Raw genomic sequence first — 17,893 nt, forward strand, 5'->3', positions numbered from 1 at the left:
ATCTGGGATTCCAGCGGCAACCCTAGCGCTCGCAGCGGGATCAAACAGAGCGGAAGCTACGCTCCGTCGCTTTGTGTCGCCACCGGTACATCCCATCGTTGAGGATTGTCACTTTTGCACGCCCGGGAAACCGGACTGGGTCACCTTCGTGCCCAATCTGTCCGCTTTTTATTCACCGGCGGCCATTACTGAGGGCTTGTTCCGCCATGAGCTGCTGGGCGACGTCCGTGACTTTCATCCCGTTGCGCTGAGCCACTTTGCGCAGTTCCTCGAACGCCTGCTGCGAGGTGAGCCCGCGCGCGTGCATGAGGATCCCCTTGGCCTGGTCGATCACCGTGCGTGCAGACATCGCCCGGCGCATGTGCACGGCCTCCCGCAGCGCGTCGGCATCCCGGCCGAGGCTGCGCAGGGTGGTGACCACATGCTCGGCGAGCATGGCGAGCGGCAGCACCATGGTGTCCGGGGAGAGGCGGTTCCCCCGGCAGGAGTGGACACCGAGCGTCAAAATCTCACCGTCGAGATCGCACGGATAAGTGATCGAAGAGTGGTCCCCGCACTGGACGGCCATACTGGGATACTCCGGCCACCGCTCATCCCTCAGAATGTCCGCCACCACGACAGTGTGACGTTCCCGAACCGCTTGCACGGTCGGCCCCTGACCTGTTTCGTACTGGTACTCGAAAGCAGTGGCGAGGTCGGAGTGGGAGGCGGCATAGTCCACGACCACGTGGCGCCCCTTGAAGTCCACGCTGGGGTCGCGCTCCTCAGGGTGCGTGTCGCGCCACACCACCACGAGGGCCGCGGAGCACTCGGGCACGTGCCGCACCATGAGCTGGCTGACCTGATCCAGTACCCGGTCTCGGGCACCGTCCACGATCTGGGCCAGCTCGCCAATGCCCCGCGCCAAGCGTTCGACCCACATCGCTCCTCTGCCTCCCTCCCCCTCTGAGGAGGCAGCATCGCCGCCTCACTTTGTCACAGTAGCCACTCCGAAGACCTGCATAGCGCTCCTGACGTTGGGACTGCCACCCGTTTTTTCGCCCAATTCCTCGTAAAGATTCACCTAACGGCGGCCGTGTTTCAGGGTACGGTTCCACGCATCAACGCCATCCTGCCGGACAGCCGGGGAACGGAATCGGGAGCCGCAGCGTGCCGGAGCACCTCGCGAAACTAGAAGACGCGATCGCGGAACTGCGCGACCGGATCGCCGCACTGCGGGCCACGCACGCGATGTACCCGGACGACGGGGCCACCACCGCGGAAGCCGCGCTGGCCGAACTCGGATTCGCCGAACGGCTCCTGCGGGAATGTGGAGAACGCCTGGCCACCCTCGTCAGTCCGGCGACCGTGCGCCGCAACGACAACGAGCGGACCCTGCTCCGCGCCATCTTCCACGAACTCAGCATCCCGGTGGTCCTGCTCGACCACGAGGGCTACATCCGCCGGATCAACGCCATGGGCGCGAAACTGCTGGACAGCACGCCCGGCTACCTGGCAGGCAAACCGTTCTCCATCTTCGTGGACCTGCGATCCCGGGCCGCGCTCCGCAGCTGGCAGGCCGCGGTCTCCCAGGGCGGGGAGACCGCATCGTTCGACTCGCGGCTGGCCCGGCGCGGCTACGTCGAAGACGTCCGGTTGACCATCAGCCGCCTCGACGTCCCCAGCGAACCCAACCCGCTGCTGCTGGTCGCCATGTCCCCCTCCCTGCATCCCAGCAGCGACACCGGCCCCGCCCCCTTGGAGACCGAAGTTGAAGACCAGGTCGTGGTGCTCGCCGCCCGGCGGCTGGACGTGCTCACCCGGATGACCCGACTCCTGCTGCGCAGCGTAGGGTCGAGCCGGACAGGGACCCCGCTCGTCCTCGACGAAGCAGCCGCGCTGCTCGCCGACTCCTACGCCGACTGGGTGGTCATCGACCTGTGCGAGGCCCCCGGAAAACCGGACCGGCTCCGCCGCACCGCTGTCGCAGGCCCCTCCGGATCCGAGCTGAACGGGCTGGTGCGCTCGCTGGAGCCGGACGCTGCACCGCTGCCGCGCGAGGTCCTCACCACCAGTAAAACCGTGCTCCGGCAGCTCATCGACGACGAGACAGAATTCGGCGCCACGCTGGACGGCCTTCCGGTGCTGAGCGCGTTGCGGGCCCGCTCCCTGCTCTGCGTTCCCCTGCGCGACCACGACGACGTGGTGTACGGAGCCCTCACGTTGATCCGGTGCAGCAACCGTTCCTCTTTCCGGTTAGCCGACCAAGGGCTGCTCGAAGAGATCGGCGAGCACATCGGGATGGCCCTCGCCAAGGCCTAACCCCGAGGGCTTGCCGACAAAAACCCTTCCTGACCTCGGGATTTGACATTTGTCAACCCCACTGCCGTGGGTTTTTCACCGGGGAGCCGTGACAGAGGCGCCTACCCCGGACTGGCGGATCGCGCGACGCTTGAACCATGAACACGACGTCTCAGAACCGCAGCGTCGCCATCCACGTGAGCGACCTCCACCAGTCCTACGGCAGTTTCGAAGCTGTCCGGGGCGTCTCGTTCACGGTCGCCCCCGGCGAACTGTTCGCCCTCTTGGGCACCAACGGAGCAGGGAAAACCACCACGATCGAAACCCTCGAAGGCTTCCGCCGCCCCACTCGCGGGTCGGTGCGGATCTTCGGGATCGACCCGTTCGGCCAGCCTCCGGAGCTGCGTCCCCGGGTCAACGCGGTCCTCCAGCACAGTGGACTGTTCGAAGAGCTCACCGTCACGGAGAGCATCGAACTGGCCCGGGACCTGGCGGACGACCCCATGGACACCGCCGAAGTGCTGGAGGCCGTGGTGCTGGCCGACAAAGCCCGGAACACGGTCCGCTCGCTGTCCGGTGGAGAACGGCGCCGCCTCGACCTGGGGCTAGCGATTCTCACCCGCCCCGACGTGCTCTTCCTCGACGAGCCCACCACCGGCATGGACCCGGAAATGCGCCGGGAAACCTGGAAGATCATCAGCAGCCAGGTGGCGCGCGGCGCAGCTGTCGTACTCACCACGCACTACCTGGAGGAAGCAGAACGGCTCGCCGACCGGCTCGCCATCATGCACCGCGGGGAAATCCGGGTCTCGGGCACGGTCAGCGAAGTGGTCTCCCAGTGGGGCGACCGGATCAGCTTCCGTCTGCCCTCCCACATCCGCTCCCGGGAACTGCCGGAGCTCCCCGGGGCTGAACTCACCATCGACGTCCGCGGCGGCCACCAGTGGGCGGTGTACACGGTCACCACCGGCACTGACCCCGCGACCCGCACCCACCACGCACTCCTCCCCCTCCTGAAGTGGGCAGAAGAGCGCTCTTTGGACCTTGAACGGCTGGAGTCCCGTCCCGCCTCCCTCGAAGACGTGTTCCTCGCCGTCGCGCAAGGAGACGTCACCGACCTGGTGGACCTCTGACCCGACCGTCCCATGCTTGGAGAGGAGCCCTCATGACCACGGCCACCGCCGCCACTCCCCCGGCGTCCGACTCGCAGACGCCGCGGAAACCCGTCAGTGTCCTGCGGCAGGCCCTGCGCCTCACCCGCACCGAGTTCACCCTCTTCTACCGGTACCAGATGGCGTTGTACTCGGCTGCCCTGCCGCTGATCTTCCTGCTTCCCCTGTCCGTCTTCGAACCCTACGACGTGCTGCCCGGCGTGGACACCACCGTCCTGTCGCTGACCTGGTTCTTCCCGATCGCCGCCCTCACCGTCGGGCTCTCCCACGTCCCCAACGTCTACGCGATCCGCCGGGAACGGCTGATCCTCAAACGGCTCCGCGTCTCCGGGGTCACCCCGGCCGCGATCTTCACCTCCACGGTCCTGTCCGTGTTCAGTGTCGTCGTCGTGCAGACCGTGCTGGTCGCGGCTCTCCTCGCCGCGCTCAAGGAAGTCTTCCCGACAGCCCCGGTCCTCTTCCTGGTGTCCCTCGCGCTGACCACCGTCGTCATGGTGCTGCTGGGGGTGCTGATCGCCAACTTCGCCCGCAACGGCGAAAGCGCGCAGATCATCTCGATGGTGCCGTTCTTCCTCCTGATAATGCTGAGCGGCCTGTTCGGCCCCGTGGACCTTTTGCCGGACGGCATCGCGATGACGATCGGCCTGCTCCCCATGCTGCCTGCGGTCCGACTCGCCCAGTCCGCCTACCTCGGCTACGACCTGTTCGACGGGATTTCGAACGCGGAAGCGGCCACGGGCGTGGACCTGTGGCTGGCTGCCGGCCCCTCCCTGCTCATCCTGGTCGCCTGGATGGTGCTCCTCACCCTGCTGCTGCGGATCTTCCAGTGGGATCCGCGCGTCAACAAGTGAGAGACCACTGCGGCGGTCTGCTCTGCTCTTCGGAGCAGGCCGCCGTTACCCTCTCCATGAGAGGAGCTCCCCATGCCACGATCGCCCTCCCACTGGTCCGACATACCTCAAGCCGACGAACGCAGCATGCGACGGCTGCGGATCACCCGCTGGTTCGTGCTCATCTGCGTAGCCTTGCACGCCGTCTTCATCCTGGTGATGGCGCTGGTCCAGGTGGAGCTGGCGTTCACTTCCCCGGAGGAGGTGCAGTGGGGGCCGCCCTCCTGGTCCGGGATGACGCTGCCCTGGTATGCGGCGCTCCTCCTCGTGCTGGCCGGGGCCGTGGCCGTGCTCACCGTTCTTCTCGTCCGCTGCCGGATCAACGGGCGGCGCTCCTGTCCCCCCGCGCTGCTCTACTGGTCGCTCGGAGTGCTCCTCGCCCTGGTCTCGGTCATGGACGTGACCGTGTTCTCCGTTGCGATCGTGGCCACGTGGTGGTCGGCAGCGATCCTCGTCATCCCGCGCCGCACCGCAGTCCTCTTGTCCACGGCCGTCGTCGGCTTCCTCATCAGCTACACCCTGGTCCTGTCCTCGCAGCCGCCCGTGGTCGCGCTGGCGTTCATCATCCTCACCCTTCCGATGGCGCTGCTCAACGCGGCAGGGAGCTTCTCGGTGGTGTGGCTGTGGGAAGTCGCCCGCGAAGCCACCCTGGCGCGGGAGGCGCGGGCCCGGCTCGCGGTCAGTGAGGAACGGCTGCGGTTCGCCCGGGACATGCACGACCTTCTCGGCCACAGCCTGTCCGGTATTGCAGTGAAAAGCGAGCTCGCCGCCCGGCTTGCCCGGAGCGACCCGGAGCGCGCCGCGGCAGAAATGGCCGAAGTGCAGCGGATCGCCCGGGAAGCACTGCGCGAGGTGCGGGCCGCCGTCAGCGGATACCGCGCCGTGAACCTGGCCGACGAACTGGCGAGCGTGCGCTCCGTGCTGCTGGCTGCGGGGGTCTCCGCCACGGTCACGGGCAACCCCGCGGACATCCCAGCGCAGTCCCAGTCCTTGATCGCGTGGCTTGTCCGGGAGGGGGCGACGAACGTGCTGCGGCACAGCAGCGCACAGCGCTGCGACATCACGCTCTCCCGCCAAGACCGCACCTGGGTGGTGGAGGTGTACAACGACGGGGTGCGCGCCGGGAAAGCCACCAGGTTCGGCAACGGGCTGACCGGCCTGTCGGAGCGGGTGGCCTCCGCCGGCGGCACTCTCACCGCGAGCCACACCTGCAACGGCGGCTTCCTGCTGCGCGCGGTCCTGCCCGTCCCCGCCTCCGTCGAGGAGCCGGTCAGGGAAACCCAGGAGAAGAAAGCTGTCGCATGATCCGAGTGGTCCTCGCTGACGACGAGCGCCTCGTGCGGGGCGCGATCGCCACGCTGCTCAACTTGGAAGACGACGTGGAAGTCGTCGCGGAAGTGGGCCGGGGCGACGAAGTGGTGGCCACAGTGGTGAAGCACCGCGCGGACATTGCGGTGCTCGACGTGGAAATGCCCGGCATGACCGGGTTGGAGGCCGCAGCCGCACTGCACCAGGAGGTCCCCTCCTGCGGCATTCTCATCCTCACGAGTTTCGGCCGCCCCGGCTACCTGCGCCGTGCGCTGGCCGCGGGGGCGCGGGGGTTCCTCGCCAAGGACGCGCCCGTCGACCAGTTGGCCGGGGCGATCCGCACCGTGTACCGCGGGGGGCGTTTCATCGACTCTGAGCTTGCAGCCGACGCGATGATGGCCGGGGAGAATCCGCTCACTGCCCGGGAGATCGACGTCCTCCGCGCCGCCTCGACCGGGGCGTCGGTCGCCGCTATCGCCCGCACCCTGCACTTGAGCGAAGGCACGGTGCGCAACTACCTGTCGAGCGCGATCTCCAAACTGGGGGAGGCCAACCGCATCGCGGCGATCCGCAAAGCCAATGCGATGGGCTGGCTGTGACCCTGCCGCTGGCCTTCCAGCCGATACCTCCGCGCTAGGCGGCGGACCTGCGCGGGACTCCTCACCCGCCGAGCAGCATCCGCTCCTGCTGCTCCGCAGGGCGAGGTTCGAGGAACCGCAGCACAAGCATCGCCGTGTCGTCGGTGTGCCCGCCCGGCGCGAACGCCTCCAGTTCCCGGCCGATACGGGAGATGACCGCCTGCGCGGTCAACCCGGAGCACCGGGAGAAGATCTCCACCAGTCCTTCATCGCCGAGCATCTCGTCGCCGTTGCGCCGCTCGGTAACCCCGTCGGTCACCGCGAGCAGGACATCGCCGGGCTCCACCTCCACGGTTTCGGTGAAGAACTCCACGTCCTCGAAAGCCCCCAGCAGCGGTTGAGAGGTCGCCAGCGTGGTGACCTCGCCGTGGCGGTTCAACCGCAGCGGCAGTGGATGCCCGGCGGAGACGAGCCGGATGCGCATCCCGCGTTCCGCGTTCGGCCCGATCGGGGTCATCTCCCCGTACAGCATGGTCAAAAACCGGATGGTGAGGCTTTCTTCCAGGATCGCGAAGTTGAGCCGGTGCATGATGTGCGCGGGGGAGAAGCCTTCCCGGGCCAGGGCACGCAGCGTGTGCCGGGCCAGTCCGGTGACGGCGGCGGCCTCCGGGCCGGTCCCGCACACGTCCCCGATCGCAAAACACCAGCGCCCATCAGTGGCGAACAGGTCGTAGAAGTCCCCGCCCACCACGGTGCGCTCCCCAGCGGGCTGGTAGAACACCGCGTAGTCCACGCCGGGAACCACGGGCTGCTTCTCCCGGGCGGGTAGCAGGCTGCGCTGCAACGCTTCGCTCATGGACGTCTGCGCTGAATACAGCCGCGCGTTCTCCATGGCCGAGGAGACCCGCTGGGCCAGGTCGGCGGCGAGGTCCACGTCCTCTTTCGGGAAGTCTTCGCCGACGTCCCGCCCGATCGTGATCCGGCCCAGGATGCGGCCGTACGCGGTCAGCGGCAGGCTGATCCCCGGCCCTTGGGCAAGCTCCAGGCTGAGCTCGTCCCCCAGGCCGGCCGCGACCACTTTCTCGACCGGCCACAGCGGCCCAGGGTCCCGCCGCTCTTCAGGCATGAGCGCGGTCACCAGGTCGCGGAGGATGTCGGTGACGTTCTCGTCCCGGTGCATGGCGAACGCCAACTGGTGGGTGCCCAGCTCGTCGACCGTGTGCACCACACACCAGTGGCCCAGCCGCGACGTGCTGAGCTGTGCGGCGAGCGCCGCGGTCATCTGCTCGTCGAGCGTCCCGGACAGCAGGTCGTTGGCTTCGGCGAGGAAACTGAGCGCGGCCCGCCGGTGGATTTCCACTTGGGCGAGGCGGGCGCGTTCCACGGTGAGGGCGATCCGGTCAGCGGCTTCTTGGAGGCGGCGGGCCGCGTTCTTCCCGAAGTGGCGGACCCGGCGGGAAGCGACCCCGATCAGCCCGGTAATCCTGCCGTCGACACTGAGCGGTGCGGTGACCAGGGACCGCATTCCTGCGGCGGCGAGCACTCCCCGGTGGGCGCTGGCGATCATCAAGTCGTCGTTGATCATCGGCCGGGCTTCCGGGGTGGCAGCGGGGAAAGTCTCTTCGATGCGGCTGCGGAACGGCCGCCACGGGCCTGCGGAGAGTCCGACCGCGGCAGCCATCTCCCATTCGGTGTGGTCGGCGGTGGCGAGCGCGATATAGGCGGCGTCTCCGCCGAGCACCACGCGGACGTGCTCCACGATCCGTTCCAGGAGTTCCGAGGGGGACAGCCGTGCGGAGAGCAACGCGTCGAGGCGCGCCCACGGTTCCGGCGGGCTGGAGCGGGGGTGGCTGCGAATACTCCGCGGCGGCGACAAGGAGGAGCGTGCGGTTTCTTTAGTGCGTTCCTGAGTCGAGATCCGGAACCAGACTGCTTTGTCGTCCCTGCTGTAGCTGACTCCCCACGTGTCGGCGATCGCCTCCGCTAAAGCGAGGCCCAGGCCGCCACGGCTGTCCTCGTCTGAGGAGAGGACGACACGGAGGGGACCGGCTTTGGGCAGCGCCTGATGCGGCACCCGGTCGGCGACCACCACCTCGACATCGCTGCCGATCAGGCTTACGGTGAGTTCCAGGGTCGTCTTCGCGTGGACGACCGCGTTGGTGACGAGTTCGCTGGTCAGCAGGACGATCTCGTCTGCGCTCCGCTGCACCTCCCAGTGCTGCAGTGTGTCTTTGACGAACGTGCGTGCCTCCCCCACCGTTTCCGGGGTGGGTGAGAACTCTCGGCGGACGGTTTTCGTGACACTGTGTGGCATGGCGCAGCCGTGGATCTTTCAGCGGGCGGAGCGGACTATCGAATATGCCGACCTATTGCGAGAATAGGCGGCGCTGCCCAGTTCTGGACAGCATCGGAACCGGATGCTTGGGCCGGTTTGTTCCGGGTGGTGAAATTCCCCCACGCTGCCGAAACGTCATAGTAATGATCAGGTGTCTGATTAACGTAGTGCATCGCGGTCGTGGGGGAACTCTGAGGCCGGACTCTCTTGGGTGACGCCGCACGCCTGGACGCACGCAGCCAATGCTTCAGCCGCTGGAGGAGGGGATTTGATGCCCAGGTTGATGCCCAGGATGAAGAACCGGACCCTGACCGAAAGCGAATTGGATGCCTTGCTTGACGCGCTCTACCGGATGCGCGACGGGGATTTCACCGTGCGGCTCTCCCCCCGTGGTGCGACCAGGTTCAGCGAAGTCGCCCGCGTGCTCAACGAGGTCTTCGACCAGTGCGAGCAGTTGAGCAACGAAGTGCAGCGGGTCAGTGAAACGGTCAGCACGGACGGGCGGCTGTCCGAACGTGTCTCGATCAGTCCGGCCCGTGGCTCCTGGGGCCAGAGCGTGCGGGCGCTCAACCAGATGCTCGACGAGGTCAGTGAGCCGGTGACCGCGGTGGCGCGGATTCTGGACTCGGTGGCCAACGGCGACCTTTCACAGCGGGTGGATCTGGCCAGCCGGCACGGGGAGCTCCACGGCGACCTGCTGCGGCTCGCCACGTCGGTGAACCGGATGGCGGACCAGATGTCGGAGTTCGCGGGCGAGGTCACCCGGGTGGCGCGCGAAGTCGGCACCGAAGGCAAGCTCGGCGGCCGCGCCAACGTCAAAGGCGTCTCCGGCATCTGGAAAGACCTCACCGACAACGTCAACTCCATGGCCGACAACCTCACCAACCAGGTGAGGGACATCTCCCAGGTGACGACGGCGGTGGCCCGCGGCGACCTCACCAAAAAGGTCACCGTGGACGTCCAAGGCGAAATGCTCCAGCTCAAAGACACCGTCAACACCATGGTCGACCAGCTGTCGACCTTCGCCGACGAAGTCACCCGGGTGGCGCGCGAAGTCGGCACCGAAGGCAAGCTCGGCGGCCGCGCCAACGTCAAAGGCGTCTCCGGCATCTGGAAAGACCTCACCGACAACGTCAACTCCATGGCGGACAGCCTGACCCACCAGGTGCGCAACATCTCCCAGGTGACGTCGGCGGTGGCGGCAGGAGATCTGACGAAGAAGATCACCGTGGACGCCCAGGGCGAGATCCTGGAGTTGAAGGACACCGTCAACACGATGGTCGACCAGTTGTCCGCGTTCGCCGACGAGGTCACCCGGGTGGCGCGCGAAGTCGGCACCGAAGGCAAACTCGGCGGCCAGGCGCATGTGAGCGGCGTGTCGGGGGTGTGGAAGGACCTCACCGACAACGTCAACTCCATGGCCAACAACCTGACCCACCAGGTGCGGCAAATCTCCGTGGTGACGACAGCGGTGGCCCGCGGCGACCTCACCAAAAAGGTCACGGTCAACGCCAAGGGCGAGATCCTGGAGTTGAAGGACACCATCAACACGATGGTCGACCAGCTGTCGACCTTCGCCGACGAAGTCACCCGGGTGACGCGCGAAGTCGGCACCGAAGGCAAGCTCGGCGGCCGCGCCAACGTCAAAGGCGTCTCCGGCATCTGGAAAGACCTCACCGACAACGTCAACTCCATGTCGCACAACCTGACCACTCAGGTGCGCAACATCTCCCAGGTGACGACGGCGGTGGCCCGCGGCGACCTCACCAAGCGGATCACCGTGGACGCCCAAGGCGAGATGCTGGAGTTGAAGGACACCATCAACACGATGGTCGACCAGCTGTCCACGTTCGCGTTGGAGGTCACGCGGGTCGGCCACGAAGTGGGTATTGAAGGCAAGCTCGGCGTCCAAGCGAAAGTGGCCGGCGTGTCGGGGGTGTGGAAGGACCTCACCGACTCCGTCAACGAGCTGGCGAAGAACCTCACCACGCAGGTGCGGGCGATCGCGTCGGTGGCGAGCGCGGTGGCCCGCGGCGACCTGACCCAGTCGATCCAGGTGAGCGCCCGCGGGGAGCTGGCCACGTTGAAGGACAACGTCAACCTGATGGTGTCCAACCTGCGGGAGACGACCGCGGCCCAGCGGGACGAGGACTGGTTGAAGAGCAACCTGGCGCGGCTGTCCGGCCTCCTCCAGGGGCGCCGCGACCTCAACGAGCTGGCACGCCTCATCATGACCGAGGTGACCCCGCTCGTGGACGCCCAACACGGCGCCTGCTACCTGCCGGAGGACGAGAACGACACCGAGACCTTCCGGCTCTACGCCGGCTACGGCTACCAGCCGAGTGAGGAGCGCCGCCGGATCACCGCGGGCCAGGGACTGGCCGGGGAGGCTATTGCGCAGCGCAAGGAGCTGATCGTCCACAACGTCCCCGGCGACTATGTGCGGATCGAATCAGGACTGGGCGAGGCGCCTCCGTTGAGCCTCGCCATCTTCCCGATCGTGTCGGAAGACCGGGTGCTCGGCGTGATCGAACTGGGCTCCTACGGCACGTTCCGGGAGATCCATCTCAACTTCCTGCGACAGCTGGTCAGCCTGCTCAGCGCCACGATCACCACTATCCTGGCCAACTCCAAGACCGAGTACCTGCTGGCCCAGTCGCAGCAGTTGACGACCGCGCTGCAGGAGCGCTCCAACGAGCTGCAGCGCCAGCAGGAGGAGCTGCGCCGCAAGAACGCGGAACTGCACAGCAAGGCGGGGCAGTTGGCCAGCCAGAACCGCGCGATCGAACTGCAGAACCGGCAGATCGAGCGAGCCCGGCGGTCCTTGGAGGACCGGGCGCACCAGTTGCAGGTGTCCTCCAAGTACAAGTCGGAGTTCTTGGCGAACATGTCGCATGAGCTCCGTACCCCGCTCAACAGCCTGCTGATCCTCGCGCGGCTCCTGGCCGACAATAGCGAGAAGAACTTGACCCCCAAGCAGGTGGAGTTCGCGCAGACCATCTACAAGGCCGGCAGTGACCTGCTGCAGCTCATCAATGAGATCCTCGACCTGTCCAAGGTCGAGGCCGGGCGGATGGAGCTGAACCCGAGCCACGTGTCCATCAGCCAGCTGGTGGACTACGTGGAGGCGTCGTTCCGTCCACTGGCCAGCGAAAAGGGACTGGCGTTCGCGGTGGAGGTGTCCCCGGACGTCCCCGACCAGTTGTGGACGGACGAGCAGCGGCTCCAGCAGGTGCTGCGCAACCTGCTGTCCAACGCCGTGAAGTTCACCAGCAGCGGCGAGGTACGGCTGGTGATCGAACCGGCGTGGGCCGTGGAGGACATCGACGTGGACACGTTCACCGACCCCGACGAAGTGATCGCGTTCTCCGTGATCGACACCGGGATCGGTATCCCCGAGGACAAGCTCCAGTTGATTTTCGAAGCGTTCCACCAGGGCGACGGCGGCACGAGCCGCCGGTTCGGCGGCACCGGCCTGGGGCTGTCGATCAGCCGCAACATGGCGGAACTGCTCGGCGGGGAGATCCGCGTGTCGAGCACCGTGGGGGAAGGCAGCACGTTCACCCTCCTGCTGCCGGTGCGGCTGCCTGAGGGCACGTCTGAGCGGATGTACCGGTCGCTCAGCGACGCGGACGTGGTGACCTCGTTCGACAGGCCCACGGACACGGTCGTCCTGCCCACGGAAACGCCCGGGCCCAAGGCCGCGGACACCGATCCGCTCGCCTCGTCCGAGGACGAGCCCTACGTGCCGGTGCTGACCGCAGAGTCCGTGCCGCAGGCCGCGGGCGGCCCCCAGCAGGACGACGTGCTGGCGGGCAAGCGGGTGCTCATCGTCGACGACGACATCCGGAACGTGTTCGCGCTCGCGAGCGCGCTGGAAGCGCACGGCCTCGAAGTGCTCTACGCGGACAACGGCCGGGAGGGGATCGCGAAGCTGGAAGCCAACGAGGACATCGACCTGGTGTTGATGGACATCATGATGCCCGAGTTGGACGGTGACGCCACTACCCGCATGATCCGGGAGATGCCGCAGTTCGCGGACTTGCCGATCATTTCGCTGACGGCCAAGGCGATGCGGGGCGACCGGGAGAACAGTCTGGCCGCGGGAGCCTCGGACTATGTGAGCAAGCCCGTGGATCTCGACCACCTGCTGAATGTCATGCGGCGGTGGTTGGATCGCGGTAAGAGTGACAACAGCACAAGCCGGGAGCAGTGACCGTGTCCTACAAGGCCAACATCCTCCTCGTCGACGACCGCGAGGAGAACCTCACCGCCCTCGAAGCCATCCTGAGCTCGCTGGACCAGAACCTGGTCCGTGCGAACTCAGGTGAGGCCGCGTTGAAGGCACTGCTCGAACGGGACTTTGCGGTGATCCTGCTCGACGTGGTCATGCCGGGGATGGACGGGTTCGAAACCGCGACGCACATCAAGCAGCGGGAGAAGACCAAGGACATCCCCATCATCTTCCTCACCGCGGAGGGGATCGACCGCCACCGGGTGTTCCGGGGATATGCCAGCAGGTTTGTCGACTACATGACCAAACCGCTGGACCCGTGGCTGCTGCGTGCCAAGGTCGAAGTGTTCTTGGAGTTAGACCGGCTGAAGCGGCAGTTGCACAGCCAGACCGAGCTGCTGCGCCGGGACCTGTCCTCCAGCGCCGCCGGCGTGGAGATGGTGGTTGCTGAGCTGTCAGCGCTGGTCAACGAACTCAACGACACGTTGGAAGAGGTGCGGGAGCGGTCCGCCGGCGACCAGCGGGTGCTGGACATGGTCCAGGAACTGGACGCCCCGACCCAGCGGCTCACCCGGCTGGTGCAGGCACTGCGGCCACAGCGGTGATGCCGGACCGCCTCCCCGCGGCGGCGGGCCGTGGCCGGGGCGGCCTGATCAACTGTCGAATCCCATTCCGACCGCGTCCAGGGCGCGCAACCAGAGGTTGCGGCGGCCGCCGTTGCGGTCGGCTGCCGCGATCGAGCGGCGGGTCAGCTCGATCCCGAGGTAGCGGAGCGGTTCGGGCGGGAACGGGATCGGTTTGCTGCGGACCATCGCGGTCCGGGTGCGTTCGGTCTCGACCCCGGCGAGCCGGTCCAGCATGACTTCGGCACCGAACCGGGTCGCCCCCACACCGAGCCCGGTGAAACCGGCGGCGTAGGCGAGCCGTCCCCCGTACGCGGTGCCGAAGAAGGCGCAGAACCGGCTGCACGTGTCGATCACCCCGCCCCACTTGTGGGTGAACCGCACGTCTTCCAACTGCGGGAACGTGGTGAAGAAGTGCTCCGCCAGCCTCTGGAAGGTCTCCGGCCGCTGGTGGAACTCGGGGCGCACTTTGCCGCCGTAGTGGTAGATGACGTCGTAGCCGCCCCACAGGATGCGGTTGTCCGCGGTGAGCCGGTAGTAGTGGAACTGGTTGCTCGCGTCCGACATGCCCGCGCGGCTGGCCCAGCCGATCGCTTCCCGCTGCTCGGTGGTGAGCGGCTCGGTCATCAGCGCATAGTCGTACACGGGGGCGACGAAGTGGCGGATGCGGCGGAGCGGACCGGGGAACGCGCCCGTCCCCCACGCTACCTGCCGGGCCCGCACGGACCCGTGGCGGCTTTCCAGCCGCAGCCGACCGGGTTCGGAGCGGATCGCCCGCACCGGGGTGTGCTCGAAGATCCGCACGCCTAAGCGCAGGCATGCTTCGCGGAGCCCCCAGGCGAGTTTGGCGGGGTGCAGCATGGCCACCCCGTCACGGTCGTAGATGCCGCCGAGGTAGGTAGGCGAGTTCACTTCGGCCCGCATCTGGGCGGCATCCAGGTCGACGACGTCGTAGCCCAGGTCCCGCATCCGCTGCGCGTCTTCGCGGAGCCCGGGGAGCTGCCACTCTTCAGTGGCGGCGATGATGGCACCGGTGCGTTCGAATTCGCAGTCGATGCCGTACCGTGCCACGGCCTCCGCGATCCGGTCGAGGTTTTCGTGGCCCAGCCGTTCCAGTTCGGCGATTTCGTCGGGCCACCGCTCCACCCCGTTGGCGTGGCCGTGGGTGAGGCTGGACTCGCAGAAGCCGCCGTTGCGGCCGGACGCCGCCCATCCCACGGTGCGTGCTTCCAGCAGCACGACGTCCCGGTCAGGGTCGCGTTCTTTGGCGAGCAGCGCAGTCCACAGGCCGCTGTAGCCGCCGCCGACCACAGCCAGATCGGTGGTGATGTGTCCCCGCAGCTCCGGTTCCGGTTCGGGAACCGTGTGGCCCGCGACCTGGGGGTCCTGCCAGAACACCGTGGGTTTGGCGTCGGCGAGTGCGGCAGCGGCCAGACGTGCGAGAGCGGACACGGGATATCCCTCTTCTCGTCGGGAGGGTCGGCGCCCAGGTCAGGAGCGCCGCCGGGCGAGGATGATGTTGGTGATGGCGAGCAGCACACCCACCACGAAGATCAGCGTGCCCATCACGTTGACCTGCGGGGGGATGCCGACACGGGTGGAACCCCAGATCCACAGCGGGAAGGTGGTGAGGTCGCCGCTGACGAAGCTGGTGATGATGAAGTCGTCCACTGACAGCGCGAACGCCAGCAGGCCGCCCGCCATGATTGCGGGGAACAGCATGGGGAAGGTCACCAGCCGGAACGTGGTCCAACTGTCCGCGCCGAGGTCGCGCGCGGCTTCCTCAATGCTGGGGTCCATGGTCATGACCCGGGCCCGCACGGTGATCGCCACGAACGAGATGCTGAACATGACGTGCGCGATGATCACGGTGGTCATGCCCAGGGTCAGGTTGAGGGCGATGAACAGCGACAGCAGTGACGCGCCGATGACGACTTCGGGTGCGGAGATCGCGGCGAACATCACCAGGTTGCTGGCCTGCTGCCCGCGGAACCGGTAGCGGCCCATCGCCAAGCCGAGCAGGGTGCCGGTGATTCCGGCGATGAGCATGGTGGCGAACCCGATGAGCAGGGTGTTGAACAGCGCCTGGTTGAGGTCCGGGTAGACGAACGCCTTGCCGTACCACTTGAGCGTGAAGCCCTGCCAGGTGACGTTGTGGCGTCCGCTGATGTCGTTGAAGCTGAAGGCGATCATGCCCGCGATGGGCAGGAACAGCCAGACCAGGACGGCCCAGGTGAACACTTTGCCCAGTGTGATCCTGGGCCGCCGCTGGCGACGGGACACGGTTGCTTCGGCCTTGGTGGCTGTGGCGCTCATCCCGCCTGCACCTCCATCACCCGTTCAGTCCCCAGCGCCTTGGCGTAGCTGAAGATCCCGATGAGCAGGGCCGACATCAGCACGAAGGTAATGGCCGCGGCGGTCGGGTACGCGTTGTTGACCAAGTACTGCGACTGGATGACGTTGCCGATCATGGTGTTGTGCGTGCCGCCGAGCACCCATGCGGTGACGTAGTCGGCGCTGCTAGGCACGAAGACCAGCAGGACGCCGGCGAAGACACCGGGCAGGGACATCGGCAGGATCACGTGGACGAACGCGTGGAATCGGGACGCGTACAGGTCGTAGGCGGCTTCCACGACCCTGTGGTCCACCTGTTCCAGCACCGCGTAGATCGGCAGGACCATGAACGGCAGGAAGGTGTATGCCAGTCCGAAGATGACCGCGATCGAGGTGCTGAGGACGCGCGCATCCTGCGGCAGCAGGTGGATGGCTTTGAGCGTCCCCAGGATCAGGCCGTCGTCGGCAAGCAGGAACTTCCAGGAGATGGTGCGCAGCACCTGGGTCACGAAGAACGGAAGTAGGAGGAGGAGAAGGTAGGTGGACTTGTGGGCGCCACCGTGGAAGGCGATCCAGTAGGCCACCGGGTAGCCGATGGCGATGCACAGTAGGGTGGCGGCCAGTCCATACCCGAGGGAGCGCAGGATGTGCTCCCAGTAGGTGGTGATCACTTCCGGGTAGATGCCGACGTTGAAGGTCTGCTGGAACCCCACGATGATGTTTCCGGTCATCAGGGACATCCACAGCAGGCCGACGATCGGCACTACGAAGAAGAGACCTAGCCAGATCCAGGCGGGCAGCGCCAGCAGGTAGGGGGCGGCCCTGTTCAGCAACCGTGTCATGGTTCCCTAAGCGTGGGTCACCGCTTGGAAGATGGAGTTGAATTCTTCGTCTTCCCCGGCTTCCACGTCCAACACCACGTAGTTGTGGAGTCTGGCGTAGTCGCTCTCGGAGGGGAAGACGAGGGGGCTGTTCGCCAGCTCTTCGAGGGCTTCTCTGTCTTCGCCGTCGAGTTCCGCGGCCCGGTCGAGCAGTACTTCCTTCGCGTGCGGCACCGGGCAGATGTAGTTGATGTACTCGGTGAGGCTCGCGGCGATGTCCGGGTCGTAGAAGAAGTCGATGAGCATGAGGGCGTCGACCGGGTTCTGCGCCGTGATCGGGATCGTCAGGTTGTCCGTCCACAGCGTGGCGCCCTCTTCGGGGATAACGAACTTGAGGTTGGTGCCTTCTTCGGCGTTGACCTGGTAGATGTCACCGGACCAGGCCATGGTGATCCAGATGTCGCCGTTGGTGAGCGGCTGGATGTAGTCCTGCTCGTAGTAGGCACGCACGATCCCGTCGTCGCGCTGCTTCTTCAGGACTTCGGCAGCGGCTTCCCAGTCCTCGGGGGTGGAGTCTTCCGGAGCGACACCGTTGTAGAGCAGCGCGAAGTTGGAGATCTCCTGCGGGTCGCGCATCATGCCGACCCGTCCCTTGAACTCGGGGTCCCACAGGTCCTTGATGGAGGTGATTTCGCGTCCGACCCGTTCGGGGTCGTAGGCGATGCCGGTGATCCCCGAGGCGTAGGGAACGGTGTACTGGTTGCCGTAGTCGTAGGCCGACATCGTGTAGAACTCGTCGGCGAACTCGGCAAAGTTCGTCAACTGGTCGCGCTTCAGCGGGGCGAGGTAGCCCAGTGCGATGAGCTTGGTGAGCTCCTGCCCGTTGCTGATGACCATGAGGTCGGCGCCGATGTCGTCGCCGTTGGCCAGGAGCGGCTGGATCTCTCCGAACCACGACGGCATGTCCTGGATGGCCTCGCTGTATTCGACCTCGATGCCGGTCTGCTCGGTGAACCGCTTGAGCTCCGGCTTTTCGGGGTCCATGTAGAGCGGCCAGTTGACGAAGCGGACTTTGCCGTTGCTTTCCTTCCCGTTCCAGAAGTTCTCCGAGGTGGTGGACTGCTGGCCCTGTCCCTCGATACCGCAGCCGGCGAGCGCCAGGGCGGCAGCGGAAAGACCAGCGAGTTTGAAGGTGTCGCGGCGGCTCACACGACGCTGGGTGAAGCCACGCAGCACAGCAGGATTGATGGTGTGTTTTCTACGCACGGTGCCGTCGTTCCTGAGTTAGGGGGGATGGTGCAGAGGAACGGCTGAACTG

Annotated in this window: 13 protein-coding genes; 7 read left to right on the top strand and 6 right to left on the bottom strand. The window is 66.5% G+C overall.

What is annotated here, in order from left to right:
* Window positions 1–172 precede the first annotated feature (172 nt).
* A complete protein-coding gene (locus CW348_RS08135; protein WP_104612628.1) occupies window positions 173–922 on the bottom strand; it encodes a GAF and ANTAR domain-containing protein in 750 nt (249 codons plus the stop codon).
* Window positions 923–1,149: 227 nt separating this feature from the next.
* On the opposite strand from CW348_RS08135, the gene CW348_RS08140 reads away from it, so the two are divergent.
* The 5 genes from CW348_RS08140 (at window position 1,150) to CW348_RS08160 (ending at window position 6,249) form a co-directional block, all read left to right on the top strand.
* Window positions 1,150–2,301: a GAF domain-containing protein gene (locus CW348_RS08140; protein WP_011290739.1), complete on the top strand. Its 1,152-nt coding sequence runs from the start codon at window positions 1,150–1,152 to the stop codon at window positions 2,299–2,301.
* Between the two features lie 137 nt (window positions 2,302–2,438).
* Window positions 2,439–3,413: an ABC transporter ATP-binding protein gene (locus CW348_RS08145; RefSeq protein WP_104612627.1), complete on the top strand. Its 975-nt coding sequence runs from the start codon at window positions 2,439–2,441 to the stop codon at window positions 3,411–3,413.
* A 32-nt stretch (window positions 3,414–3,445) separates the two neighbouring features.
* Window positions 3,446–4,303 carry an ABC transporter permease gene (locus CW348_RS08150; protein ID WP_104612626.1) on the top strand — a complete coding sequence of 286 codons (858 nt, stop codon included), beginning with the start codon at window positions 3,446–3,448 and terminating at the stop codon, window positions 4,301–4,303.
* A 72-nt stretch (window positions 4,304–4,375) separates the two neighbouring features.
* Entirely contained in the window at window positions 4,376–5,647 is a 1,272-nt protein-coding gene (locus CW348_RS08155; protein ID WP_287463328.1) for a sensor histidine kinase, read from the top strand.
* Window positions 5,644–6,249 carry a response regulator transcription factor gene (locus CW348_RS08160; protein WP_011290735.1) on the top strand — a complete coding sequence of 202 codons (606 nt, stop codon included), beginning with the start codon at window positions 5,644–5,646 and terminating at the stop codon, window positions 6,247–6,249. The genes CW348_RS08155 and CW348_RS08160 overlap by 4 nt, the downstream gene beginning before the upstream one ends.
* A 61-nt stretch (window positions 6,250–6,310) precedes the next feature.
* Here CW348_RS08160 and CW348_RS08165 read toward each other — a convergent pair whose 3' ends face one another.
* Window positions 6,311–8,542: a SpoIIE family protein phosphatase gene (locus CW348_RS08165; protein ID WP_016188104.1), complete on the bottom strand. Its 2,232-nt coding sequence runs from the start codon at window positions 8,540–8,542 to the stop codon at window positions 6,311–6,313.
* 304 nt (window positions 8,543–8,846) lie between these two features.
* Here CW348_RS08165 and CW348_RS08170 point away from each other — a divergent pair, with 304 nt between their 5' ends.
* Window positions 8,847–12,779, top strand: a complete 3,933-nt coding sequence (locus CW348_RS08170; protein WP_287463386.1) for a HAMP domain-containing protein — start codon at window positions 8,847–8,849, stop codon at window positions 12,777–12,779.
* A 2-nt stretch (window positions 12,780–12,781) separates the two neighbouring features.
* Window positions 12,782–13,402, top strand: a complete 621-nt coding sequence (locus tag CW348_RS08175) for a two-component system response regulator (RefSeq protein WP_011290732.1) — start codon at window positions 12,782–12,784, stop codon at window positions 13,400–13,402.
* 48 nt (window positions 13,403–13,450) lie between these two features.
* Here CW348_RS08175 and CW348_RS08180 read toward each other — a convergent pair whose 3' ends face one another.
* The 4 genes from CW348_RS08180 to CW348_RS08195 are packed head-to-tail and all read right to left on the bottom strand — an operon-like array spanning window position 13,451 to window position 17,841.
* Window positions 13,451–14,872 carry an FAD-binding oxidoreductase gene (locus CW348_RS08180; RefSeq protein ID WP_011290731.1) on the bottom strand — a complete coding sequence of 474 codons (1,422 nt, stop codon included), beginning with the start codon at window positions 14,870–14,872 and terminating at the stop codon, window positions 13,451–13,453.
* Window positions 14,873–14,911: 39 nt separating this feature from the next.
* Window positions 14,912–15,736, bottom strand: coding sequence for an ABC transporter permease (locus tag CW348_RS08185; protein ID WP_011290730.1), 825 nt, complete (start codon window positions 15,734–15,736; stop codon window positions 14,912–14,914).
* The gene (locus CW348_RS08190; protein ID WP_107491279.1) at window positions 15,733–16,596 is read right to left on the bottom strand and encodes an ABC transporter permease; all 864 of its coding nucleotides are present in this window, start codon (window positions 16,594–16,596) and stop codon (window positions 15,733–15,735) included. The genes CW348_RS08185 and CW348_RS08190 overlap by 4 nt, the downstream gene beginning before the upstream one ends.
* Window positions 16,597–16,602: 6 nt before the next feature.
* Complete coding sequence (locus tag CW348_RS08195) at window positions 16,603–17,841, bottom strand: spermidine/putrescine ABC transporter substrate-binding protein (RefSeq protein WP_011290728.1); 1,239 nt, start codon at window positions 17,839–17,841, stop codon at window positions 16,603–16,605.
* Window positions 17,842–17,893: the final 52 nt, after the last annotated feature.

The sequence above is a fragment of the Thermobifida sp. genome, from assembly GCF_017577275.1.
Classification (GTDB): domain Bacteria; phylum Actinomycetota; class Actinomycetes; order Streptosporangiales; family Streptosporangiaceae; genus Thermobifida; species Thermobifida fusca.

Excerpts from the sequence above, each read along its gene's own strand:
- CW348_RS08135 (WP_104612628.1), bottom strand. The coding sequence starts at position 922 with ATGTGGGTCGAACGCTTGGCGCGGGGCATTGGCGAGCTGGCCCAGATC.
- CW348_RS08145 (WP_104612627.1), top strand. The coding sequence starts at position 2,439 with ATGAACACGACGTCTCAGAACCGCAGCGTCGCCATCCACGTGAGCGAC.
- CW348_RS08150 (WP_104612626.1), top strand. The coding sequence starts at position 3,446 with ATGACCACGGCCACCGCCGCCACTCCCCCGGCGTCCGACTCGCAGACG.
- CW348_RS08155 (WP_287463328.1), top strand. The coding sequence starts at position 4,376 with ATGCCACGATCGCCCTCCCACTGGTCCGACATACCTCAAGCCGACGAA.
- CW348_RS08160 (WP_011290735.1), top strand. The coding sequence starts at position 5,644 with ATGATCCGAGTGGTCCTCGCTGACGACGAGCGCCTCGTGCGGGGCGCG.
- CW348_RS08165 (WP_016188104.1), bottom strand. The coding sequence starts at position 8,542 with ATGCCACACAGTGTCACGAAAACCGTCCGCCGAGAGTTCTCACCCACC.
- CW348_RS08170 (WP_287463386.1), top strand. The coding sequence starts at position 8,847 with ATGCCCAGGATGAAGAACCGGACCCTGACCGAAAGCGAATTGGATGCC.
- CW348_RS08185 (WP_011290730.1), bottom strand. The coding sequence starts at position 15,736 with ATGAGCGCCACAGCCACCAAGGCCGAAGCAACCGTGTCCCGTCGCCAG.
- CW348_RS08190 (WP_107491279.1), bottom strand. The coding sequence starts at position 16,596 with ATGACACGGTTGCTGAACAGGGCCGCCCCCTACCTGCTGGCGCTGCCC.